The organism is Kurthia populi (assembly GCF_042686175.1).
GTDB lineage: Bacteria > Bacillota > Bacilli > Bacillales_A > Planococcaceae > Kurthia > Kurthia populi.
The window spans coordinates 19,232-44,147 of the sequence record NZ_JBHUOR010000141.1; the positions used below are offsets into that span (position 1 = coordinate 19,232).

The window sequence follows — 24,916 nt, forward strand, 5'->3', positions numbered from 1 at the left end:
TGATTTGTTATACACGCTTACGAACTACATGAAAGCTAAATTTATCAGCTCGGAAATAGTTGCGTGAGTAAAGAACCACTCGATCGTTATCATCATAGTGGAACTGCTTTAATACGAGTAAAGCTTGATCTGCTTTACAATTTAAGATTGGAGATACTTCATTGTGATAGCCAATAGGGTCAATATATGTCACTGCATATGACACGTGAATATCACCTGATTGTTCTAAAGATTGAAAAATCGATGGATTCTCCATTGTTAAAAAATCTGCCGATAGATAACTACTTGGCACTTGGTCTACACAATAGACGACGGGTTCCCCATCCGCTGTACGAACACGTTTAATCGTCATTATAGATTCATCTTCATCGCATTGAAAGCGCTTAATATCTTCTTCAGTCGAAATAGAAGCCGTGGAACTAATATATGTTGTGCCAGGCTCCATGCCTACTTCTTCGATCATTGAAGAAATGCTCGAAAGTTGTTCAATTCCTGATGTGAACACGGGTTTTGGGTTAACGAAAGTACCTACACCATGCCTGCGAACAATGATATTTTCCTCTTCCAACAGTCGCAATGCTTCACGAAGCGTTGCGCGACTGACTCCTAATGATTTAGAAAGTTCAAATTCTGATGGTAGTTTTTCATTTTCTTTAAAAACACCATTTTCAATATCCGTCTTTAAATGATCAATTACTTGGAGATACAGATGACGATGATCTGATTTTATAGCCATTCAAATCACCACCAATCAGTCATCAGACATCAGACGTAGAACATTTCTGCTAATCAGACAATACTATATCACTTTTAATTTAATAAATAAATAGCTTTAAACAAAAACTGTGTTAAAACAGCGAAAATTTTCTAACATTTATAATTTTTTCGTCAATTGTATAGTAAAAAAATGCAGGGACTCCAAAAACTTCCCTGCATTTATATCAATTTACTTACTTATTAATATTTGACGTGGCTTACTTTTTTCCGCAGGACCTACAACACCATGTTCTTCCATCTGATCCATGATGCGAGCAGCTCTCGCATAGCCAATTTTTAACTTGCGCTGTAAAAATGATACAGATGCATTGTCCTGTTCTACAACAAGGCGCACCGCTTCATTATAAAGCTCATCTGTATCCTCATCTGCCTCAGGTGCAATGTCCTCATCTGTTGGAATCATTTCTTCTTGGTATTGTGCTTTTTGCTGACTAATGACATATGCGACAATATCTTGTACTTCTTCATCTGAAACAAATGCACCTTGAACACGTGTCGGTTTTGATTCACCAGAAGGTAGGAATAGCATATCCCCACGTCCTAGTAAACGCTCTGCCCCGCCCATATCCAAAATAGTACGTGAATCAATTTGTGACGATACAGCGAATGCAATACGAGATGGAATATTCGCCTTAATAACCCCCGTTAACACATTTACAGAAGGTCTTTGAGTGGCAATAATTAAATGAATGCCTGCCGCACGCGCCATTTGTGCTAAACGCATAATCGAATCTTCTACATCGCCTGCTGCTACAAGCATTAAATCAGCAAGTTCATCCACAATCACAACAATAAAAGGTAAATGTGGATGCTTTTCATTATTTTCTTCGTTAAATCGATCTACATGTTTATTATAACCTTCAATATTTCTTGTGCCTGTATGTGAAAATAAATCATAGCGTCGTTCCATCTCACTAACTACTTTCTTTAGGGCTTCAGAAGCTTTGCGTGGGTCCGTTACAACGGGTGCCAATAGATGCGGCACACCATTATAAACACTTAATTCAACCATTTTAGGGTCAATCATCATCATTTTTACTTCATGTGGTTTAGCCCGCATTAAAATACTAATAATAATACTATTAATACAAACTGATTTACCACTACCAGTAGAACCTGCTACTAATAAATGTGGCATTTTGTTTAATTTTGTTAGTTTTGCCTCTCCTGAAATATCGCGACCTAAGCCAACAACCAATTTTTCATCTGGTTTATTACTTGGAGAAGCTTCTAATACAGAACGTAAGCTAACCATTGAAATTTCTTTATTCGGCACTTCAATCCCCACAGCAGATTTACCTGGAATTGGCGCTTCAATACGAATATCTTTTGCAGCTAATGCCAATGCCATATCATCTTGTAAATTAACGATTTTACTAACCTTCACGCCACGTTTAGGTAAAACTTCATATTCTGTAACAGCTGGCCCCAAATGCACTTCTGTCACATTAGCCTGAACACCAAAAGCATCTAATGTTTGCTCAATCGTTCTAGCATTTTGTTCAATAACTTCAAATTCAGCAGACTGATCTTTTACGGGCGGCAAGGCGAGTAAATCCATTTTTGGTAAATCATAAGCCTCATTTTGTACTATACCCGCTTCTGACATAATAGTATCTTGTTGTTTCTGTGAATTTTTGTCTATTTTTTCCTCTTCTTTAACTACTGGTTGTTCTTCTTCGACTGCAATATTTTGCGTATAAGCTGAAATGTTCAACGCTGGTTTTTTTATACTGTCAGATTTACTATCTGCTATAACAGTTTCTTCTTTAGCTTTCTGACTAGTTTTGTGTTGCTTTGACTTATCAGAAATAACTGGCTCTAGCTCTTCTTCCATTTTTTCTTCACGAGCATACATAACCTCGTCACGTCTTTTAGCAATTTCCTCACGCCACTTTGGAATTTGTTCCATTAAATACGGTACAAGTGCTTTCCCTGTCAATAAGATGATGCCAATCGCAATAAATAATACAGCTACTATTTTCGACCCTGTCATGTCCACGAGATTGTGAAATACTGCATACAAAACCGTTCCTAAAAGGCCGCCTCCAAGAAACCCATCTGGTTCTATATACGATTTTTCATGTACAATTAAGCCCCAGCTTTCGCTTAAAATACTTGTATTACGGTCAATCGATTCTCCATTATATAAATCATTAAACATCGCAATATGACTAAACAATGTCACACTACATAATAAACTGATGACACCCCAAATATAGCGATTTTTAAATGCTGGTAGCGTACGTCGCATCATCAAATAAACCGCATACCAAATCATAAAGATTGGTAATAATAAATACCAATTACCAATTAATAATTTACTGAGTCCTTGAAAAAAACGCCCAATTAAACCAAACTGAAACATTGTAATAAAAGCAACTGCTATTAAAACTAGTCCGACAATTTCATAAGACAAGGAAGGTCGCTTTTTTGCTGTCGCTTGTTTTTTCATCGGTGTTTTACGAGCATTAGGCTTCTTTGAAGACTCACGCTTCGTTGTTGTCGTTTGTTGTTTGCGAGTCGTCGTTTGCTTTGTCTTGTTCGACGCCATGCCGTCACCTACTTTCTTTCTTCATTATACCTTGTAGTAAAAATGAAAAAAAGGATTCCCTGCCAAGAGGCAAGGAATCCCTTTTAGAATAATTAATATTCCATGATAATTGGAATAATCATTGGACGACGTTTTGTTTTTTGGTATAAGTAACCATTTAACGTATCACGAATTTCTTGTTTAATACTTGTCCATTCATAAGAACCTTTTGTTACGTATTTTTCAACAACGCCTCGTACAAGTTTTGCTGATTCATCCATTAGCTCTTCAGATTCACGTACATACACGAACCCACGAGATAAGATTTCTGGACCTGAGGCAATTTTTTTCAATTTACGATTAATTGTTACAACAACGATGAAAATACCATCTTGTGATAGTAATTTACGATCACGCAATACGATGTTACCCACATCGCCGACACCAATACCATCGATTAATACATTACCCGCTGTTATGCGGCCAGCCATACGCATTTTACCATTTTTGTATTCGACAATATCACCTTTATCCGCGATAAAGATTTGTGATTTTTGTAAACCGACATCTTGCGCTAATTTTGAATGCGTAATTAACATACGATATTCACCTTGGATTGGGATAAAGTATTTAGGTTGCATTAGATTTAGCATTAATTTTAAATCTTCTTGTGAACCATGTCCTGATACGTGAACTTTTTTATCTGCTGAGAATACTTTTGCACCTAGCTTAGATAATTCATTCATTGTATCAGCCATTTGCACTTCCATACTTGGAGATGGTGTAAATGTAATTAAAACCGTATCATTTTGTTTAATGCGTAAATCGCGGTGGTGTTTACGGATAATTTTTTCTAATCCTTCAAGTGGTTCACCTTGATTACCTGTAATAATTGCAACGATTTCATTATCTTCATAATCAGACATTTTATTAACTGGAATGATTTTTTCTGAATCAATTTCTAAATAGCCTAAACGCATACCTACTTCAAAAATTGTTTCTAAGCTACGACCTACGATTGCCACTTTACGACCTGAAGCAATTGCCTGATCAAATACTTGTTGAATACGAATGAAGTTAGATGCGTATAACGCTACTAGAATACGGCCTTCTGCTTTGTGGAATGTTTTTTCTAAACGAGTTTTTACAACGTTCTCTGATAATGTATAGCCTTCTTTTTCAGCTTCTGTAGAATCTGACATTAAGATGAATACACCTTCATCACCAAGCGCTGCCATTTTAGCGATGTCTGGGCGATATTTACCTTTTGCTGATTGATCAAATTTAAATTCACCTGTATGAACGATAGCACCCTCTGATGTATGGAATACAACACCTAATGAGTCTGGAATACTATGCGTTGTATGGAAGAATGTCACATACGTCGTTTTAAAGTTCATACGGCTTTTGTTTGTTACCTCAAAGAATTTTACTTGATGAGGTGCTGGATTTGCTTTTAAATGTTCTTTTGCTAACGCAATTGTTAAACGAGAGCCATATACTGGTGCATTTACTTTACTTAATAAGTAAGCCACCGAACCGATAGCATCTTCGTGACCATGTGTTAAGAAAATCCCTTTGACACGATCTTTATTTTCTACTAAGTAACTCATATCTGGAATGACGTAATCAATCCCTAACATTTCGTCCTCTGGAAACATTAATCCACTATCTACTACGAAAATATCATCGTCGATTTCGACAACGTACATCGCTTTACCGATTTCACTCACGCCACCTAGTGGAATAACGCGAATCGTTTCATTTTTAATTTTTGCCACTTCTTTTCCTCCTAAAATATATCCCGTACAGCAACCACTTACACTCATTATAATTGTTTACCCAATATTACACAATTAAAAAAATGTCAATTCATGCCGTTATATCACGTTTCCAAAAAAAAAGAGTATCTAGATTTTCTCTAGAATACTCTCGAATACTCTCGGTCAATTAATCTACTTAAACCGTAGCAAAAGATTTTTGTTGTTCAAAATAAGCATCCCATACAATATCAAATGCTGCCTTCTCTTCATCTGTTAACGCTACGATTGGTAAACGTACATTCTCATTACATAAACCTAATTTTGATAACGCATATTTAACTGGTGATGGACTTGGTTGCGCGAATAATGCTCGAATTAACGGTAATAATGCTTGATGAATTTTTGCTGCTTCTGCATGACGGCCCTCTTTAAATAAAGAAATCATCGTTTGCATATCATTCCCAACAACATGTGCCGCTACTGATATAACACCATGTCCACCAACTGCTAATAATGGTAATGTAATGCCGTCATCCCCACTATACACTTTGAAATCATCTGGAGTTGAAGCAAGGATTTCAGACATTTGGTCTAAATCACCACTTGCTTCTTTAATGATTTGGATATTTGGTACTTGTGCCAGTTTGGCAACCGTTTCCGGTGCAATATTAATGCCTGTACGTCCTGGAATATTATAAAGCATTACTGGAATATCTACAGACTGCGCAATATCAACAAAGTGAGCGTAGATTCCGCGTTGATTTGGCTTATTATAGTAAGGTGCTACTAGCATAACACCATCTACCCCAGCAACTTCAGCTTTTTGAGCCATAATTTTTGAGTAGTATGTTTCATTATCACCAACACCTGCAATAACTGGTACACGACCGTTAACGCGGTCTACTGTATATTTTAAAACATCTAATTTTTCTTCCGTTGACAATGTTGGAACTTCTCCTGTTGTACCTAATACAACAATTGTATCTGTTCCAGTTGAAATTAAATGTTCAATCATACCCGCTAAATGTTTATAGTCTACCATTGCTCCATCTTTCGTAAATGGTGTGACCATTGCTGTTCCAATATTACCTAAATCCATTTTTGCCATCCCCTTAAATTTTATAGTAAGCCGTCTTCAAGCATTGCTTCTGCAATTTGCACTGAGTTAAGTGCTGCACCTTTTAATAGATTGTCTGATACAACCCACAGATGGAAGCCTTTATCATTATTTAAATCTTTACGAATACGACCTACAAACGTTTCACCTTTACCTTCTGCTTCAAGTGGTGTTGGGTATTCTTGGTTTGCTGGATCATCTTGTAATACAACCCCTGGTGCAGCTTTTAAGACATTTTGAATATCTGCAACTGTAACACCTGCTTGTTCTACTTCGATAAAAATTGATTCAGAGTGCCCCGCTACAACAGGAACACGTACACAAGTTGCTGCTACTGGTAGTTCAGGTGCATGCATGATTTTTTTTGTTTCATTAATCATTTTCATTTCTTCGTATGTAAAACCATTATCAGTGAAAACATCGATTTGTGGTAATACATTACGTGCGATTGGGAAGTGACGTTTATCGCCTTTAACTGGTAAAATAGTTGCTTCTACATCTTTCCCTTTTTCCCATTGTACACTTTGCTCATGCAGTTCTTCGATTGCACTCACACCAGAGCCTGATACAGCTTGATATGTCGACACAATTAAATTATTTAAACCGTATGCTTGACGAATTGGCTCAAGTGCTACCATCATTTGAATTGTTGAACAGTTTGGATTTGCAATAATTCCTTTATGTTCTTTAATATCTGCACGATTTACTTCTGGCACAACAAGCGGAACATCGGGGTCCATACGAAATGCACTCGTATTATCAATTACGACCGCGCCTCGTTCTGCTGCAGCATGTGCTAATGCCGTTGATACAGAACCACCTGCTGAAAATAATGCTACATCGACTCCTTCAAATGATTCTGGTGTTGCTTCTTCAAGTACATATGTTTCGCCATTGAATGATAACTCCTTGCCAGCAGAACGCTTTGATGCAAGTAACTTCAATTTACCTACTGGAAACTTTCTCTTTGAAAGTTGCTCCATCATTTTTGTTCCTACTGCTCCTGTAGCACCGACAACTGCTACTGTTAATTGTTTCGTCATCATCCATCTCTCCCTATGTTTATAAAAAACTATAATTGGCGTTATTGTATCACAATAATTCAGTATTGTGTATAATAATCCGACTATTTTGGATATTCTAGCATTTTAAAGCGTTTACATAACGAAATATAACATGAACTGAAGTGTTCATTTAAACAAAAAAGAAATAAGATGCATTTGACTGCATCTCATTTCTTTATTTTTCTTTATCATTAAAAATAACGGATCTAGCATGTGGTTTCGTTAAAATACGTTCAATTACACGTTCAACACTTGCCTCTGATACCGCAGCCAATTCCGCTAAAGATTGTTCTACTGTTCGCTCTTCCCCGTATGTTAATTCATTTCGTGCATTACGGTTCATGTAATCAAAACTCGTTTCTAAGCCTAATAATAAACCACTTTCTAATTGAATTTTTGCACGTTGAATTTCTTCTAACGTTACACCATTATTTTTAATATCCTCAATAACCGCAAGAATCGTTTCTTCCATTTGAGCAAGCTGTTTCATCGATGTACCACCATAAATCATCCATGCGCCCATATCTTCATAAGAAGAATAATATGAATAAACACTGTATGCTAATGCTTTTTCTTCACGAACTTTTTGGAATAAACGTGAAGACATCGAATCCCCAATAATATTGTTTAATACAAGTAAGCTAACGATGTCTGGATCCGAAACTGCTAGGCCTTCATACCCTAGTACAAGATGAGCTTGTTCAATCGCCATTTTTCGTTCTACTGCATCTGCATGGAAGATTGGTTTTGTATGATGTACCTGTTCACGTGCCTCATTATCAAATTGATTAAATGTTTCTATAACAAAATCAATGAGTGCATCATCAATATTACCCGCTAATGAAATAATCACTTCACTCGGTGTATAATGTTCATTCATAAATGCTTTAATTTTTTCTTTCGTAAAAGTGCGAAGTGTTTCCTCTGTCCCTAAAATGGGTGCCGCCATTTGTGAACCGGCAAACATTGTTTGCCATAAACGTTCATCTACGCTATCCTCTGGATCATCCTCACTCATTGCAATTTCTTCTAATATAACTTGGCGTTCTTTTTCAATATCTTCTTCACGAAATGCTGAATTAAAAAATAAATCAGCTAAAAGGGCAATCGTTTTTCGTGCCTCGTAATCAAGCGATACAGCATAATAACAAGTCTGGTCCTTTGAAGTAAATGCATTTGTCTGTGCACCTAATCGGTCAAATTCCTCTGCTAGTTGTTTTGCTGTACGTTCAGCTGTCCCTTTGAACAACATATGTTCAATAAAATGTGTTAACCCATTGTCTTCAGGTTTTTCATAGCGAGAACCCACATTCACAAAAATACCAATCGCTACCGAGCGCATATGTGGCATTTTTTCTGTAATAATTCTTAAGCCATTAGGGCATACTTGTTTTGTTGTCATATTCGCCTGCTAATTCATTTTTTACAATTAAATTAACAGCTTTCACCTCACTTTTAATCTCCATTTTACTCAGCCTACTATAGCACAACAACACAAAAAAAGCGCAATACATGGCGTATTACACTTTATTTTATAAAAAGACTAAATTTCTTCTACAGCTGCTTTCTCTTCTTGAATAACAACTTTGCGTGATAAGTTCACACGATGTTTCGCATCAACTTCAATACATTTCACACGTAATTCATCACCTAATTTTAAAACATCTTCAACATTATTTGTACGTTCTTCTTGGATTTCAGAAATATGAAGCAAGCCGTCTTTACCTGGGAAAATTTCTAAGAAAGCACCGAATTTTTCAATACGTTTTACTTTCCCCATGAAATATTCGCCAACTTGTGCTTCGCGAACAATTCCTTCAATCATTTCTTGCGCTTTTTGAATCATCTCTTGATCAACAGAAGCAATGAAAATCGTACCATTTTGTTCGGTATCAATCTTAACACCCGTTTCATCAATGATTTTATTAATTTGCTTACCCCCAGGTCCAATAACATCACGAATTTTTTCTGGTTTAATTTGCATTTTTTTGATTTTCGGAGCATGTGTTGATAACTCTTCACGAGGACCTGATAATGTTGCAAGCATTGAATCTAAAATAATCATACGACCACGTTTTGCTTGTTCTAAAGCTTCTTCTAAAATTGCACGGTTAATGCCATCAATTTTAATATCCATTTGAAGTGCCGTTACACCTTTAGCTGTACCTGCTACTTTAAAGTCCATATCACCAAGATGATCTTCCATACCTTGAATATCTGTTAATACCGCATAGTTGTCACCTTTTTTCACAAGACCCATTGCGATACCTGCTACAGGTGCTTTTAATGGTACACCAGCATCCATCATTGCAAGACAAGAACCACAAATTGATGCTTGTGACGTCGAGCCATTTGATTCAAGCACTTCTGATACACAACGAATTGTGTAAGGGAAATCTTTTTCATCTGGAATGACAGCAAGTAATGCACGTTCACCTAAAGCACCATGCCCAATTTCACGACGACCTGGACCACGCATTGGACCAACTTCACCAACTGAGAATTGAGGGAAGTTGTAATGATGCATGAAACGTTTATTCTCTTCGACACCTAAGCCATCAATTAATTGCACTTCTGATAATGAGCCTAATGTACAAACAGATAACGCTTGTGTTTGACCACGTGTAAATAAGCCTGAACCATGCGCACGAGGAAGTAAATTAACTTCTGAAGAAAGTGGACGAATTTCATCTAATTTACGACCATCAGGACGAATTTTTTCATCCGTAATTAAACGACGTACTTCATCCTTAACCATTTTATCCAATACCTGTGAAACTTGTTTTAATTGCGCTTCTGCATCTGCAACATCGCCAATTTTCTCAGTATAAGCTTCCATTACAAGTGCTTTTACTGCATTAATTGCTTCATCACGTGCATGCTTCTCATATGTTTGAATAGCAGCGATCATTTGAGGTTCATATGCATCATTGATTTCTGCAATAAGCGTAGCATCTAACTCATGTAATTCCACAGCCATTTTTTCTTTTCCACATTCAGCTGCAATTTTTTCTTGGAAAGCGATGACCTTTTTAATTTCTTCGTGACCGAAAAGAATTGCTTCAAGCATTGTTTCTTCAGGAACTTCTAGTGCTCCCGCTTCTACCATGTTGATTGCTTCCTTTGTACCAGCTACTGCTAAGTTAATTAACGATACGGCTTCTTGTTCTGGTGTTGGATTGACAATAAATTCGCCATCAATCAAACCAATTTGCACGCCGGCAATTGGTCCATCAAATGGAATGTCGGATACCATAAGCGCTAAAGAAGATCCCAACATAGCAGCCATTTCAGTTGAACAATCTGGATCTGCAGACATAACCATTGAAATAACTTGTACTTCATTACGGAAGCCATCTGGGAATAATGGGCGAATTGGACGGTCAATTAAGCGTGACGTTAAGATTGCTTTTTCAGAAGCACGACCTTCACGTTTAATAAAGCCTCCTGGAATTTTACCTGCCGCATACATCTTTTCTTCATAATTCACTGTTAATGGAAAGAAATCTGTTTGCTTTGGTTTCTTTGATGCTGTCGCATTACATAACACAGCTGTATCACCATAGCGAACCATTACTGCACCATTTGCTTGTTTTGCTAATTGACCGACTTCAATTTGAAGTGGACGACCAGCCCATTCATAGGTATACACCTTTTTTTCGCTCATTGTAAAATGAACTCCTCTCTACGATTATCTAACACCATTTTTTATCTATGTAATAGTATATTTTATCAAATTCCATCATTTTTAACATCTAGGAAATGTTTGAAAACATAAGAAAAAGCGGGGCTAGCCCGCTTTTGTGTGCTGAATTAAATTCTAGCGACGTAAACCTAATTTTTGAATAGTTTCGCGGTAACGAGTTACATCGTTTTCACGAAGGTATTTTAATAGGTTACGACGACGACCTACCATTTTGAATAAACCGCGACGAGAGTGGTGATCCTTTTTGTGTGTACGTAAGTGATCGTTTAATAAATTGATTTCTGCAGTTAGTACAGCGATTTGTACTTCTGGAGAACCAGTATCACTTTCGTGTGTGCGGAATTCCGCGATGATTTCGTTTTTACGTTCTTTTGTTAGAGCCATGCTCTACACCTCCTAAAATTATAAAAACCCCCATTTACTGAGTTCATCGTTGGAGAATCGATTGACCAAGTAATGGTTGTCCGTGATTAAATCACTTAAAGAAGTGTATCATATAAAGGCTTTATGTTGCAACTATATTCACATCATTTGCAAGTATAGTTCTTTATTTTTAGCCATTACATTCTTATCACGCGTATGGATTATTTTTGTGCCTCAAAATATTCCATACATTGTTGTTTGTCCGCTTGTAATTGTGCAATAAGCGCTTCAATACCATTAAAACGTTGTTCATCGCGCAAACGTTTATACCAATCAATCGCTACTTCTTCTCCGTAAATATTACGATCAAAATCAAAAATATTTACTTCAATTGTTAGTAGTTTTTCATCTGGATTTTTAAATGTTGGTTTAAAACCAATATTACACATACCTTCATACCATTCATCTTGCACACGAATTTTCACAACATAGACGCCATTTGCCGGAATAAATGTTCCTTCAGGTACTTGAACATTTGCTGTTGGGAAACCAATTTGACGACCTCGTTTGTCCCCATGAACGACGACACCTGGTGTTTGATATGGTCGTCCTAATAATGTTTGAACTTCTTCAATATTGCCCTCTTTTAGTAGTCCTCGAATACGTGTTGAACTCACCTTATCGTCACCATCCTCTAATTTTTCTACAACTTGTACGGAAATATCCGTACCACAAAGCTCTCTCATCACATCCATATTACCGCAACCTCGACTACCAAACGTATAATCAAAGCCTGCAGTTACATGAACTACATTTAAATCTCTTACAAATAATTGTACGAAATCTTCTGGACTTAATTTAGCAAAATCAGATGTAAAACGTACGACAAATAATGTATCAACACCTAATTTTTCTAAAACCTCGATTTTTTGTTGAAGCGGTGTAATGTAAAAAATAGCTTCTTTACGTCCCCCTAAAACAAGCGAAGGATGTGGATCAAAGGTCATTACCGCTAACTTTGTATTCGTTTGTTGTGCCTTTTCTTTCGCTGCATTGATTACCTTTTGATGACCTCTATGTACGCCGTCAAAAAAGCCTAATGCGAGTGAATAAGGGCCACTCACTTCTTCTGTGTGAATGTGATGTGGATACATCAATTGAATCACTTGCATTGAACGTTCCTCCTAATCTATGTTTGGAAACATTTTTTCAGGTTTCATTTGATCTTTTTTAGATGGATGTTTCACATATACCGCCACGGCTTTTTGCTGTTCTACAAAGACTAGTTTATCATGTTCTACTAGCTCTGGGTGCATTGGAAGGACCATACCATTTTTCACTTGTTTTTCATTTTGTGCTGTTATTTCTTGTTGAGGAAACTCGGACAATGCTGTTTCTAACGGACGAATCACTTCATTTAAACGGTCTTCATCAGCTAATAACTGTAGTTCTGCTAAAGTTACACATTGTTCACGCGTATAGCTACCTGACATGACGCGTGTCAATTGTGCCATGTGAGCTGGGTATCCTAATAACTCGCCCATTTGAACAGCCAATGTGCGAATATACGTACCTTTACCACAATGAATGCGTACAGGAAAAGTTACTTCATTTCCTGAATAAGACTTCTCATTATCAAGTAATTCAATACTATAAATCATCACTTGACGGCTTGGACGCTCAACTGTTTCACCTGCACGAGCATATTCATATAGTTTACGACCATTCACTTTAACAGCTGAAAACATCGGTGGTATTTGTGTAATCTTGCCTGTAAGCTTTTCAAATACAGCTTCTAATTCTTTACGAGAAAAATGTTTCTCATCATTATTTTCTTCAACCGTATCGCCTTCTGCATCTTCTGTCGTCGTTGAACGTCCGATTGAAATCACTGCTTGATACACCTTACCTGCATCGGTAATATATTCTGCTAAACGTGTTGCATTACCTAAACAAATCGGTAATACACCATCAACACCAGGGTCAAGTGTTCCTGTGTGCCCTACTTTTTTCATTCTTAAAATTTTTCTCACTTTAAATACGCAGTCATGTGACGTCATTCCGCGTTCTTTCCATAAAGGTAAAATACCGTGCATGTTCATTCTCCTTTGTTGCTATTCATTCTTTAAGAATAGCTTTTTGCGTGTATGATTTCAATAAAAAAGACTGAGGAGCCGAAGCTTCTCAGTCTTTTAATGTTAATAATCTTTTTCAGATTCATGTAGTTGACGCAGTAATTGGTCAATTTTATTACCATATTCAGTTGAAGCATCAAATTCAAATGTTAATTCTGGTGTGATGCGTAAACGAATACGCTTTGCGATTTCTGAACGAATGAAGCCTTTTGCTTTTTCAAGCCCTTTTAATGTAGCTTCTTTCTCACGTTCGTTGCCTAGGCTTGTAATATAAACCGTAGCTTGTTGCAAATCACCTGTTACTTCAACATCTGTGACTGTAATAAAGCCTACACGAGGATCTTTTAATTTTCGACCGATAATGTCGCCTAGCTCTTTTTTCATTTGCTCAGCAACTCGGTTTGAACGTACTTGTGACATACAAGTCTCACCTCTTTGCTATAGATACTCGATGTTGATATTCGTACATTCCCACTCGGGGTTTGTCTCTAAAAATGCAATGGCGCGGTCTAGTTCTCGCTTCGCGGCAACTGTATCTGATGCAACTGCTACAAGCGCAACAACCGTTCTTTGCCATACATTCTGATAATTAATTTCTGCTATAGAAACATTGAAGCGTTGTTTTGCACGCATTATCATACCTTGTAAAACAGCTCTTTTTTCCTTTAGCGAATGCACCGTTGGAATAAAAAATTCACATTCGGCGTAAACAATCATTATCGTTTAATTTCTTCCATTACGAATGCTTCAATAATGTCGCCTACTTGAATATCATTGTAGTTCGCGATAGTGAAACCACATTCGTAACCTTTTGCAACTTCTTTTGCATCGTCTTTGAAACGTTTTAATGAAGATAATTCACCTTCAAAAATAACGATTGAGTCACGAATAACACGTACGCCAGCATCACGAACAAGTTTACCCTCTGTTACGTAACCACCTGCGATTGTACCCACTTTAGAAACTTTAAATGTTTCACGTACTTCTGCATTACCAATGATTTTTTCTTCGTATTCTGGATCAAGCATACCTTTCATCGCTTGTTCGATTTCTTCGATTACTTTGTAAATAATACGATGTAAACGAATATCTACGCCTTCTTCGTCAGCAGCGCGTTTTGCGTTTGTATCTGGACGTACGTTGAAACCGATAACGATCGCATTAGAAGCAGCTGCTAATGCGATATCTGATTCAGTAATTGCACCAGCACCAGTGTGAATGATTTTAACATTTACACCTTCAACATCAATCTTCATAAGTGATGCAGCCATAGCTTCTACTGTACCTTGAACGTCGGCTTTAACGATTAAGTTTAACTCTTTCATTTCGCCTTGTTTCATTTGTTCGAACAAGTTATCTAATGTTACACGAGAACCTTCGTTACGGTGTTCTTGGATAGCTAATGTTTGACGAGCTTCACCAACTTGGCGTGCGCGTTTTTCGTCTTCAAATACAACGAATAAGTCACCAGCTTGAGGGACGTCGTTTAAACCTGTAATTTCAACTGGAGTTGAAGGACCTGCAGATTTAACACGACGACCAAGATCATTCACCATAGCACGTACACGACCAAATGTGTTACCTACTACGATTGGATCCCCAACGTTTAATGTACCGTTTTGAACTAATAGTGTTGCAACAGAACCACGACCTTTATCAAGTTGTGCTTCAATTACTGTACCCATAGCTAAACGTTTTTCATTTGCTTTTAATTCTCCTACTTCAGAAACTAAAAGAATCATTTCTAAAAGTTGGTCAATTCCGTCACCTTTAAGTGCTGAGATTGGTACGAAGATTGTATCGCCGCCCCAATCTTCTGGAATTAAACCATGTTCTGTTAATTCTTGCATTACACGATCAGGGTTTGCAGAAGGTTTATCCATTTTGTTTACTGCTACGATAATTGGCACTTCTGCCGCTTTCGCATGGTTGATTGCTTCTACTGTTTGAGGCATGACACCATCATCAGCTGCAACAACTAAGATTGTTAAATCCGTGATTTTTGCACCACGAGCACGCATTGTGGTGAAAGCTGCGTGTCCAGGTGTATCAAGGAATGTGATTTTTTTGTCGTTAACTTTTACTTGGTAAGCACCGATATGTTGTGTGATACCGCCTGCTTCACCTTCCGTAACTTTTGTATTACGAATTGAGTCAAGTAATGTTGTTTTACCATGATCGACGTGACCCATGATTGTTACAACTGGTGGGCGTTCTTTAATATCTTCTGGGTGCTCTTCTTCGTCTTCGAAATACGTACCTAAGTCCGTACGGTCAATACGAATTTCTTCTTCAACTTCTACACCATAATCAGCACAAATTAATTCGATGGCATCTTTATCAAGTTCGTTGTTGATTGTAGCCATGATACCTAACATGAATAATTTTTTAATGATTTCAGAAGGTTCGCGACCTAATTTTTTCGCTAACTCCCCAACAGATAATGATTCATAGAACGTAATTTGTTCTGGCAATTCTTTTTTCACTGGTGGTGGAGGTGTTGGACGGTTTTTACGACGTTGTCCGCCATGAATACCTGGTCGACGGCGTTGGTTTGGACGTCCACCTTGACCTGGACGTCCACCACCGCGGTTATTATTATTGCGAGAGTTACTATTGTTAGTGTTACTATTGCTATTATTGTTTTTAGATGATGAATTATTAGTCATAGTACTTCCTTACTTGTTGTTTAGTTTTGTCTTTTTACGATAAACGACATTAGATCGCCATCCCGTTTATCGCAGGACGAGTTCCTGGCTGTCCTTCGGCTGTAATGATGGCCTTTCTGAAGTGGTCAACACCAGTATCTCATAGACAGACAACTTACGCTAACTCATTGAAGTACTGCGATAGCTTTTTAGCAAAGCCGTTATCCATAATTGCTAGAGATACACGCGTTTCACGTCCTGTCGCATGACCTAATTGCTCACGCGAACCAAAGACATAAATCGGCACATTATAATATGCACATTTATCGTGCAATTTTTTTGTTGTGTTTTGTGAAGCATCTGCTGAGATAATGACAAGTTTGGCATCATTCCCACGTACTTCTTTTACCACTTGTTCTTCGCCTGATACGACTTTTCTTGCACTGGCAGCGATTCCCAATAAATTAAAAATGGCTTGTTCTGTTGTCATTTTACGATTCCTTTCGAATAACTGCTAGTAAGTCTTCATAAATTTGTTCTGGAATTTCTACTTCAAGCTGATGCTTTAATACATTTTTACGTTTTGCTTCATTAACAGCATATTCTGTTTTTGAAACATAAGCACCCCGTCCTGATTTTTTACCTGTTACATCTACTGATACTTCGCCTTCTTTTGAGCGTACAACACGAATCATCTCTTTTTTAGGATGCATTTCATTTGTTGCAACACAACGGCGCAGTGGCACTTTACGATTTGTTGGCATACTTTTCACCCTCCAAATTGATTCGGACGATTATGCTTCTTCGCCGTCTTGGTATAAATCGATTTCTACTTCTTCAGAAGCAACTGTTTCATCTTCTACTGGTACAAATGTAGAATTTTCGTTAGGGTAAATACCTAATTCGCGTGCATCCGTTTCTGATTTAATATCGATTTTCCAACCAGTTAATTTTGCAGCAAGACGAGCATTTTGACCGCGTTTACCGATTGCTAATGATAATTGATAATCCGGTACAACAACTGTTGTTGATTTTTCTTCTTCATTTACTTGAACATCAAGAACTTTTGATGGGCTAAGTGCGTTCGCAACAAATTCGATTGGATCTTCTGACCATTCAACGATATCGATTTTCTCACCATTTAATTCATTAACGATTGTTTGAACACGTGCACCTTTAGCACCTACACAAGCACCTACAGGATCTACTTCTTCGTTATGAGCTACTACAGAGATTTTAGAACGATCGCCCGCTTCACGTGAAATCGATTTAATTTCTACAGTACCTTCAAAGATTTCTGGTACTTCAAGTTCGAATAAACGGCGAAGTAAACCAGGATGAGTACGTGATACGAATACTTGTGGACCACGAGTAGAGCGTTCTACTTTTGTGATGTAAACCTTGATACGATCATGTGGTTCGTACGTTTCGCCTTGAATTTGTTCGTTTTGCGGTAATACAGCTTCGATTTTGCCAATACCCACATAAATATTGCGAGCATCCATACGTTCAACAACACCATTAATGATATCATCTGCACGGTCTACGTATTCTTCATAGATAAGACCACGTTCTGCTTCACGGAAACGTTGTGTAACGATTTGTTTAGCAGTTGTTGCTGCGATACGACCGAAATCACGAGGAACTTCTTCTTTTTCTACAACATCGCCAAGTTCGTATGATGGGTTCACTTCTTTAGCATCTTCTAATGAAATTTGTAAACGTTCATCTTCTACGATACCGACTACATCTTTACGTGAATAAAGGCGCATTGTTCCTTTTTCTAGGTTTAAGTCAACGCGTACATTGGCAGCTTGTTCATAATTTTTTTTGTAAGCGTTGATTAATGCCGCTTCAATTGCATCTACGATAATTTCACGAGAAATCCCTTTTTGTTCTAGTGCTTTTAATGCACCAACTAATTCCTTACTCATTTTATTTTTTCACTCCTACAATATTTAAAATTCTTTGTGTTTCGAAAAGTCGATTGCTAACCTAGCATTGGCAATTTTATCTTTTGGAATAAGAACTTTCAGTTTTCTAGTTTTAATTAGCATATCAATTTCGGCACCTTCATCAGTAAATGATTTTAGGTAACCTTCAAAGACTTTCATTCCATTGACTGCCTCATATGTTTTCATGTGAACGAATTGGCCGATTGCTTTAATGTAATCTGCTTCCTTTTTCAGAGGACGTTCTGCTCCTGGTGAAGATACTTCAAGGAAATAGTTTTGCGAAATAGGATCCGATTCGTCTAACTTCTCGCTCAGTTTTTCACTAACTTGGGCACATTGATCAATATCAATATTTCCTTCAGGAGTATCTACATAGACGCGTAAAAACCAATCGCGCCCTTCTTTCACAAACTCTACATCGACAAGTTCTAGTTTTAACTCTTCAACGATTGGCATTGCGAGCTGTTCAATTTCAGACGTAACTTTACTCATACTCTCCTCCTGACTAGTTATTGTCATAGACAAACAGAAAAGAGCGGGAAATCCCACTCTTTTGCCGTCGTACTATCAACAAATAATTACTTAAATCCTATCACAAATAGCGCTACAATGCAATAGAATAGGCTAGAACAGTGATAATTGGTTCGCTTCTGGTAATCCTTCAAGACAACCTAAGCGGTCCATATACTCGATTAATGATTTTGAAACACGCCCACGAATTTGTAAATCTTCTTTTGATAAGAATTCACCTTGTTCCCGCGCTGTGACAATCATCTCTGCTACACTATTCCCTAAACCAGGAATCGCATTAAATGGTGGAATTAAACTTTGCCCATCAATTACAAATTCTGTTGCCTTTGAACGATACAAGTCAACTTTTTGGAAATGCATGCCACGTTCACACATTTCTAGTGATAATTCAAGTACTGTTAATAAACTTTTTTCTTTAACAGAAGCATCTAAGCCTTTATCACTCACTTCTTTCATTTGTGCTTTAATCATTTCTGGTCCATTGACCATCGCGATTAAATCAAAATCCGAAGCACGTACAGTGAAATAAGCACAATAATAAAGAATTGGTAAATGCACTTTGAAGTACGCAATACGAATCGCCATCAATACATAGGCTGCCGCATGGGCTTTCGGGAACATGTATTTGATTTTTTTACATGATTCGATATACCATTTTGGTACATTTTCAGCCATCATCGCTGCTTCCATTTCTTCAGTTAAACCTTTCCCTTTACGCACATGCTCCATAATTTTGAAGGCTAATGAAGGCTCCAAACCTTGATAAATTAAATACACCATAATATCATCACGACAACCAATTACTTCAGATAACACACATGTACCATCGGCAATTAAATCACTTGCATTCCCTAGCCATACATCCGTTCCATGAGACAATCCCGAAATTTGGACAAGCTCAGAAAACGTCGATGGCTTCGTTTCTTCTAACATACCACGTACAAACTTCGTACCAAATTCAGGAATTCCTAGCGTACCTGTTTTACACATAATTTGATCAGCCGTTACTCCAAGAACTTCTGGACCAGTAAAGATTTTCATTACTTCTGTATCATCGGTTGGAATCGTTTTTGGATCGATACCCGATAAGTCCTGTAGCATACGGATAACGGTCGGATCATCATGTCCTAGAATATCGAGTTTTAAAATATTATCGTGAATCGAGTGGAAATCAAAGTGTGTAGTACGCCATTCTGCATTTTGATCATCTGCAGGATATTGAATTGGCGTAAAATCATAAATATCCATATAGCTTGGTACAACAATAATACCACCTGGGTGCTGCCCAGTTGTACGTTTAACACCCGTACAACCTTGTACAAGACGATCCACCTCAGCACCACGGAAGTTAATGTTATGGTCTTGACCATATCCTTTTACATAACCGTAAGCTGTTTTTTCTGCTACCGTACCAATTGTTCCTGCACGGAAAGCATAATCTTCACCGAATAAAATTTTTGTATAATTATGTGCCTGCGGTTGATATTCACCAGAGAAGTTCAAATCAATATCGGGTACCTTATCCCCTTTAAATCCTAAGAACGTTTCAAATGGTATGTCTTGCCCATCTTTTTTATAAGCCGTACCACATTCTGGACAATCCTTATTCGGTAAGTCATAACCCGAAGCAACCGAACCGTCCTCGAAGAATTCTGAGTGCTTACAGTTTGGACAAATATAATGAGGTGCTAATGGATTTACTTCTGTAATCTCCATAAATGTTGCAACAAGGGAAGACCCTACAGAACCACGCGAACCTACTAGATAACCATCAGATAATGATTTTTTTACGAGCTTCGCAGAAATTAAATAAATAACACCAAATCCATGTCCTAAAATAGATTTCAATTCTTTTTCAATTCGTTTTTCTACGATTTCCGGTAGTATCTCACCGTAGATTTCATGTGCCATTTTGTATGTTCGTCGAGTTACTTCTTCATCCGACCCTTCAATTTTAGGTGTATATAAATCATCTTTAATTGGCACTACCTTATCAATCGATTCAGCTAAAGCTTGTGAGTTTGTCACAACAATTTCTTTCGCTAAATCTTCGCCTAAGAAAGCAAAGTCTTCTAGCATTTCATCGGTTGTACGGAAGTGACTCTCAGGCAGTTCCGCACGATTTAATGGATTCGCTCCACCTTGTGAACGAATCAGAATTTTACGGAAAATCGAATCCTCTTTGTGGAGGTAATGTACATTTCCTGTCGCAATAACCGGCTTGTCCAGCTTTTTACCGATTTTCACAACTTTACGCACAATATCCTCCATATTCCATTCATCTTTAATTAATTCACGTTCTAATAAAGGCTTATATACGCCCTTGGGTTGTACTTCTAAATAATCGTAAAATTTTGCTACTTCCATCGCTTCATTAACGGATTTCTGCATAACAGCTGTAAAAAATTCACCATCTGAACAACCAGAACCCACTAATAATCCTTCGCGATATTTTTGTAATGATGAACGCTTGATACGAGGGACGCGATAAAAAGTTTCTGTATGCGCCTCACTAATTAGTTTAAACATATTTTTCAAACCGTCTTGTGTTTGCGCTAAAATCGTACAATGCGTTGGGCGAGAACGTTTATAAGAATCTCCGCCGCCAACATATTTATTAAAATCATCATGGAATGCGATGTCTTTTTCTTTCACGGCATCCTTTAATAGATGAAGTAATAAATAACCTGTCGCTTCTGTATCATAAATCGCACGGTGATGTTGCGTTAGTTCGATATTTAGCTTTTTACACAATGTATTTAAACGATGATTTTTCATCGTTGGATATAGCATGCGAGCTAATTCCAGTGTATCGATTACAGAGTGATCAAAATGGTCGATTCCCGCTTTTTTATATGCTTCATATAAAAAACCAATATCAAATGAAGCGTTATGTGCGACGACAATTCCATCTCCAATAAAATCGTGGAATTTTGCAATCATCTCTTCTACTTTTGGTGCATCACGAACCATGTCATCTGTAATTCCTGTTAATTCAATTGTTGTAGCAGATAATGGGTGATGTGGATTTGAAAAACTTTCAAATGTATCAATCACTTCACCGTCTACAATCTTCACAGCAGCCAATTCAATAATTGTATCGTATGCAGCTGATAAACCTGTCGTTTCTACATCAAAAACAACGAATGTTGCATGCTCAAGCTCAATATGACGAGGTTCATAAGCAATCGGCACCCCATCATCCACTAAGTTAGCTTCAACGCCAAAAATCGCTTTAATGCCATTTTTCTCTGCAGCGCCATAAGCTTCTGGAAATGCTTGTGCTCCACCGTGATCTGTAATCGCTACTGCTGGATGTCCCCATTTAGCTGCCTGTGTCACAAGCTCTGCCGCTGAAGATGTCGCATCCATTTGGCTCATTGATGAGTGCATATGGAGCTCTACACGACGTTCTCCTTCTGGCGCTTTATCCGAACGAATTTGCGGACGAATTTCTTGCATGTCTTGTGCCATCATCACTAAATCACGTACAAAAGTATCATTTTGGATCGACCCACGTGCGCGTACCCACATGCCTTTTTTTGCTTTTTGCATAATTGATACATCATCTTTATCACGTGAAAACATCTTCACTAAAATAGAATCCGTGTAGTCACTAACTTTCATCGTTAAGAGCGAACGACCACTACGTAGCTCTTTCACTTCCACATCAAATACAAATCCTTCAATTGTCACACGACGTTCTTCATCTTGAATTTGTTGAATTTCCATTAATGTATCATCAGGCTTCATTGCAATACCAAGTTGGAATGGACGGTCATCATCTTCGTCTCCACTATTCGCTTTTTCTTGCTCACGTTTTTGCATATCTTCTACAGCTTTTTTCGCAAATTGTTCTTCTTCAATACGACGCTGCTCTAAAAATTTCTGTTGTTCCTCTACCAATTCTTCTGTAGCTTCACTTAAAGCAAACTCTACAGGCAAATTTGGAAATCCATAATAACCATAATTCATTGAGATTTTATCAGTATATTTATGTTTATAGGCTTCAAGTTCAAAATCACGTTTACATGTTAACGAAAGTTTTTGACCATTCCATTGCGGTATTTGCTCTGCTAAACCTTTTCGTAATGGTGGTGAAATCTCTTCTAAATCATTAACAACTGTCATCCAATAATCTTGAATTAATTGTTCTGTCACTTGTGGTTGTTCTGTCGTAAATTGCAGTTGTACTTGTGCAATTTGTGAAAATGCTTTTTCCACATTCATTTTAAATAATTGATACACACGATACGGTAAAATATTTGGTGTTTTCAAAGTAAACTTCCAAACACGTTGCTGTTTATGCACCGTCATTCGTGTCATTTCTGCCGCTTCAAAAAACGGCATGTAAACATCATCTGTCAGACCAATTTGTTGTAATAAGATCTGAAAACGTTGTTTTGCTTCATGTTCATTAGACATGCTTGCACCTACTTTCTTTAAACGTTCATCTTCTATTGTACGTGAAATCGTAGCATCATACAAAGGCTCATACTTCCAATTTAGACAAAAGAAAAAAGCTTGATTGCTCAAGCTTTTTTTAGTCTATCTATAAATTAGTTTGTTGTTTTTAATAGATTATTTAAACGATCAATTAATTCTTCTTTTGCCCATTCAAATGTTTCGCCTGTTTGACGAACTTTTACTTCAACAATACCGTCAACAGCTTTTTTACCTACTGTTACACGCACTGGTAACCCAATTAAATCTGAATCTGCGAATTTAACGCCCGCACGTTCTTTACGGTCATCATGAAGTACATCATAACGATAAGAAGTTAATAGTTTATAAAGATCTTCTGATAATTCATTTTGTGCATCATCTTTTGTATTCACTGTAATTAAGTGCACATCATACGGTGTTACTTGTTGAGGCCACGTGAAACCATATGCATCTTGATATTGTTCTGCTACTGCAGCCATTACACGTGATACACCGATACCATAGCAACCCATGATAAATGGTTGATTACGACCATTCTCATCTAAGAACATGCCATTTAATGCTTCAGAATATTTTGTGCCCAGTTTAAATACGTGGCCTACTTCAATTCCTTCAGCAAATTTAATTGTACCTTCACCATCTGGAGAAGGATCGCCTACTTGAATGAAGCGAATATCTTCATATGCATCAACAGCAAAGTCACGACCTGGGTTAACCCCTGTATAATGATAGCCATCTTCATTTGCGCCGGCTACACCATTACGAATCGATTTAATTGCATGATCTGCTACCACTTTAACGCCAACTGGTAATTTAATTGGGCCAAGTGAACCTATATGGCTACCTAATAATTCAACGATTTCTTCATCTGTTGCTAATTCTGCTGTTTCTGCATCTAGTGCATGTTTTAATTTAATATCATTTACTTCATGATCGCCACGAGCAAGAACAACTACTAATTCTTCATCTACTTTGAATACTAATGTTTTCACAATATTACTAGCAGGTACTTCTAGGAATGCTGCAACATCTTCAATTGTTTTTTGATCTGGTGTTTCTACTTTTTGAAGTTCTGTCATATCAACATCTGGTGCTGAATAATCTACTTTTACTTCTGCCATTTCAATGTTGGCTGCATAATCAGATGTATCAGAGTAGGCAATTGTATCTTCACCAATTTCAGATAACACCATGAATTCATGTGTATCTTTACCACCAATTGAACCTGAGTCAGCAATAACTGCACGGAAGTTCAAGCCTAGACGTGTGAAAATATTTTTATATGCTTGAACCATATCATCATATGTTTCATCAAGGCTTTCTTGTGTTGCATGGAAAGAATAAGCATCCTTCATAATGAATTCGCGACCACGTAATAATCCGAAGCGAGGACGTTTTTCATCACGGAATTTTGTTTGAATTTGATAAAGTGTTAATGGTAATTTTTTATATGATTTCACTTCATCGCGAACTAATGCTGTAATAACTTCTTCATGAGTTGGTCCTAATGCAAAATCACGGTTATGACGATCTTTTAAACGTATTAATTCTGGGCCGTAATGTTCCCAACGACCAGATTCTTGCCATAATTCAGCTTGTTGTAGTGCTGGAAGTAATACTTCGTTACCACCTACTGCATCCATTTCTTCACGAACGATTTTTTCAATGTTTGCAAGCACTTTTTTACCTAATGGTAGGTATGAATAAACGCCTGATGTACTTTGGCGAATAAATCCTGCGCGAAGTAATAATTGATGTGACTTTACATCAGCATCTGCTGGTACTTCACGTAAAGTTGGGATAAATGTTTTAGATTGTTTCATGTTTAACCTCACCTTTGAATATAGTTGACTCTATTATACAAGACAAAGAGCCTTT

19 protein-coding genes are annotated in these 24,916 nt (G+C 37.4%); all 19 read right to left on the minus strand.

Features of this window, described 5'->3' with window-relative positions; translation table 11 throughout:
- Positions 1-7 precede the first annotated feature (7 nt).
- Positions 8-736, minus strand: coding sequence for a GntR family transcriptional regulator (locus ACFSY7_RS18830; protein ID WP_020189499.1), 729 nt, complete (start codon positions 734-736; stop codon positions 8-10).
- A gap of 210 nt (positions 737-946) precedes the next feature.
- Positions 947-3,232 (minus strand): FtsK/SpoIIIE family DNA translocase, encoded by a 2,286-nt coding sequence (locus tag ACFSY7_RS18835; protein WP_380149206.1) that lies wholly within the window; start codon positions 3,230-3,232, stop codon positions 947-949.
- Between the two features lie 191 nt (positions 3,233-3,423).
- On the minus strand, positions 3,424-5,091 hold the full coding sequence (locus ACFSY7_RS18840) for a ribonuclease J (RefSeq protein ID WP_380149167.1): 1,668 nt from the start codon (positions 5,089-5,091) through the stop codon (positions 3,424-3,426).
- 178 nt (positions 5,092-5,269) lie between these two features.
- A complete protein-coding gene (dapA, locus tag ACFSY7_RS18845; RefSeq protein ID WP_020189496.1) occupies positions 5,270-6,172 on the minus strand; it encodes a 4-hydroxy-tetrahydrodipicolinate synthase in 903 nt (300 codons plus the stop codon).
- A gap of 20 nt (positions 6,173-6,192) precedes the next feature.
- A complete protein-coding gene (locus ACFSY7_RS18850; RefSeq protein ID WP_126990736.1) occupies positions 6,193-7,233 on the minus strand; it encodes an aspartate-semialdehyde dehydrogenase in 1,041 nt (346 codons plus the stop codon).
- Between the two features lie 196 nt (positions 7,234-7,429).
- Entirely contained in the window at positions 7,430-8,656 is a 1,227-nt protein-coding gene (locus ACFSY7_RS18855) for a M16 family metallopeptidase (protein ID WP_380149168.1), read from the minus strand.
- Between the two features lie 141 nt (positions 8,657-8,797).
- A complete protein-coding gene (gene pnp / locus ACFSY7_RS18860) occupies positions 8,798-10,921 on the minus strand; it encodes a polyribonucleotide nucleotidyltransferase (protein WP_020189491.1) in 2,124 nt (707 codons plus the stop codon).
- 153 nt (positions 10,922-11,074) lie between these two features.
- On the minus strand, positions 11,075-11,344 hold the full coding sequence (rpsO, locus tag ACFSY7_RS18865) for a 30S ribosomal protein S15 (RefSeq protein ID WP_010286308.1): 270 nt from the start codon (positions 11,342-11,344) through the stop codon (positions 11,075-11,077).
- A 200-nt stretch (positions 11,345-11,544) separates the two neighbouring features.
- Positions 11,545-12,495, minus strand: a complete 951-nt coding sequence (locus tag ACFSY7_RS18870; RefSeq protein WP_020189490.1) for a bifunctional riboflavin kinase/FAD synthetase — start codon at positions 12,493-12,495, stop codon at positions 11,545-11,547.
- Between the two features lie 12 nt (positions 12,496-12,507).
- On the minus strand, positions 12,508-13,419 hold the full coding sequence (gene truB, locus ACFSY7_RS18875) for a tRNA pseudouridine(55) synthase TruB (protein WP_380149170.1): 912 nt from the start codon (positions 13,417-13,419) through the stop codon (positions 12,508-12,510).
- 102 nt (positions 13,420-13,521) lie between these two features.
- Positions 13,522-13,878, minus strand: coding sequence for a 30S ribosome-binding factor RbfA (gene rbfA, locus ACFSY7_RS18880; protein WP_020189488.1), 357 nt, complete (start codon positions 13,876-13,878; stop codon positions 13,522-13,524).
- 18 nt (positions 13,879-13,896) lie between these two features.
- Positions 13,897-14,175 (minus strand): DUF503 domain-containing protein, encoded by a 279-nt coding sequence (locus ACFSY7_RS18885; protein ID WP_380149171.1) that lies wholly within the window; start codon positions 14,173-14,175, stop codon positions 13,897-13,899.
- Positions 14,175-16,127: a translation initiation factor IF-2 gene (infB, locus tag ACFSY7_RS18890; RefSeq protein ID WP_380149172.1), complete on the minus strand. Its 1,953-nt coding sequence runs from the start codon at positions 16,125-16,127 to the stop codon at positions 14,175-14,177. The genes ACFSY7_RS18885 and infB overlap by 1 nt, the downstream gene beginning before the upstream one ends.
- Before the next feature lie 154 nt (positions 16,128-16,281).
- Positions 16,282-16,596 (minus strand): YlxQ family RNA-binding protein, encoded by a 315-nt coding sequence (locus tag ACFSY7_RS18895; RefSeq protein WP_020189485.1) that lies wholly within the window; start codon positions 16,594-16,596, stop codon positions 16,282-16,284.
- 1 nt (position 16,597) lies between these two features.
- Positions 16,598-16,870, minus strand: coding sequence for an RNase P modulator RnpM (gene rnpM, locus ACFSY7_RS18900; protein ID WP_020189484.1), 273 nt, complete (start codon positions 16,868-16,870; stop codon positions 16,598-16,600).
- A gap of 30 nt (positions 16,871-16,900) precedes the next feature.
- On the minus strand, positions 16,901-18,040 hold the full coding sequence (gene nusA, locus ACFSY7_RS18905) for a transcription termination factor NusA (RefSeq protein WP_380149173.1): 1,140 nt from the start codon (positions 18,038-18,040) through the stop codon (positions 16,901-16,903).
- 24 nt (positions 18,041-18,064) lie between these two features.
- Complete coding sequence (rimP, locus tag ACFSY7_RS18910; protein ID WP_380149174.1) at positions 18,065-18,553, minus strand: ribosome maturation factor RimP; 489 nt, start codon at positions 18,551-18,553, stop codon at positions 18,065-18,067.
- 132 nt (positions 18,554-18,685) lie between these two features.
- Positions 18,686-23,017 (minus strand): PolC-type DNA polymerase III, encoded by a 4,332-nt coding sequence (locus ACFSY7_RS18915; RefSeq protein ID WP_380149176.1) that lies wholly within the window; start codon positions 23,015-23,017, stop codon positions 18,686-18,688.
- Positions 23,018-23,151: 134 nt separating this feature from the next.
- Entirely contained in the window at positions 23,152-24,861 is a 1,710-nt protein-coding gene (locus ACFSY7_RS18920) for a proline--tRNA ligase (protein WP_380149177.1), read from the minus strand.
- Between the last annotated feature and the right edge of the window lie 55 nt (positions 24,862-24,916).

What these genes read in the sequence shown, in the direction of transcription:
- ACFSY7_RS18895 (WP_020189485.1), bottom strand. Translation starts at nt 16,596, where the DNA reads ATGACAACAGAACAAGCCATTTTTAATTTATTGGGAATCGCTGCCAGT.
- nusA (WP_380149173.1), bottom strand. Translation starts at nt 18,040, where the DNA reads ATGAGTAAGGAATTAGTTGGTGCATTAAAAGCACTAGAACAAAAAGGG.
- ACFSY7_RS18920 (WP_380149177.1), bottom strand. Translation starts at nt 24,861, where the DNA reads ATGAAACAATCTAAAACATTTATCCCAACTTTACGTGAAGTACCAGCA.
- ACFSY7_RS18885 (WP_380149171.1), bottom strand. Translation starts at nt 14,175, where the DNA reads ATGATTGTTTACGCCGAATGTGAATTTTTTATTCCAACGGTGCATTCG.
- pnp (WP_020189491.1), bottom strand. Translation starts at nt 10,921, where the DNA reads ATGAGCGAAAAAAAGGTGTATACCTATGAATGGGCTGGTCGTCCACTT.
- infB (WP_380149172.1), bottom strand. Translation starts at nt 16,127, where the DNA reads ATGACTAATAATTCATCATCTAAAAACAATAATAGCAATAGTAACACT.
- rimP (WP_380149174.1), bottom strand. Translation starts at nt 18,553, where the DNA reads ATGAGTAAAGTTACGTCTGAAATTGAACAGCTCGCAATGCCAATCGTT.
- ACFSY7_RS18870 (WP_020189490.1), bottom strand. Translation starts at nt 12,495, where the DNA reads ATGCAAGTGATTCAATTGATGTATCCACATCACATTCACACAGAAGAA.
- ACFSY7_RS18915 (WP_380149176.1), bottom strand. Translation starts at nt 23,017, where the DNA reads ATGTCTAATGAACATGAAGCAAAACAACGTTTTCAGATCTTATTACAA.
- rpsO (WP_010286308.1), bottom strand. Translation starts at nt 11,344, where the DNA reads ATGGCTCTAACAAAAGAACGTAAAAACGAAATCATCGCGGAATTCCGC.
- ACFSY7_RS18835 (WP_380149206.1), bottom strand. Translation starts at nt 3,232, where the DNA reads ATGAAAAAACAAGCGACAGCAAAAAAGCGACCTTCCTTGTCTTATGAA.
- ACFSY7_RS18855 (WP_380149168.1), bottom strand. Translation starts at nt 8,656, where the DNA reads ATGACAACAAAACAAGTATGCCCTAATGGCTTAAGAATTATTACAGAA.
- ACFSY7_RS18850 (WP_126990736.1), bottom strand. Translation starts at nt 7,233, where the DNA reads ATGACGAAACAATTAACAGTAGCAGTTGTCGGTGCTACAGGAGCAGTA.
- ACFSY7_RS18830 (WP_020189499.1), bottom strand. Translation starts at nt 736, where the DNA reads ATGGCTATAAAATCAGATCATCGTCATCTGTATCTCCAAGTAATTGAT.
- dapA (WP_020189496.1), bottom strand. Translation starts at nt 6,172, where the DNA reads ATGGATTTAGGTAATATTGGAACAGCAATGGTCACACCATTTACGAAA.
- rnpM (WP_020189484.1), bottom strand. Translation starts at nt 16,870, where the DNA reads ATGCCAACAAATCGTAAAGTGCCACTGCGCCGTTGTGTTGCAACAAAT.
- truB (WP_380149170.1), bottom strand. Translation starts at nt 13,419, where the DNA reads ATGCACGGTATTTTACCTTTATGGAAAGAACGCGGAATGACGTCACAT.
- rbfA (WP_020189488.1), bottom strand. Translation starts at nt 13,878, where the DNA reads ATGTCACAAGTACGTTCAAACCGAGTTGCTGAGCAAATGAAAAAAGAG.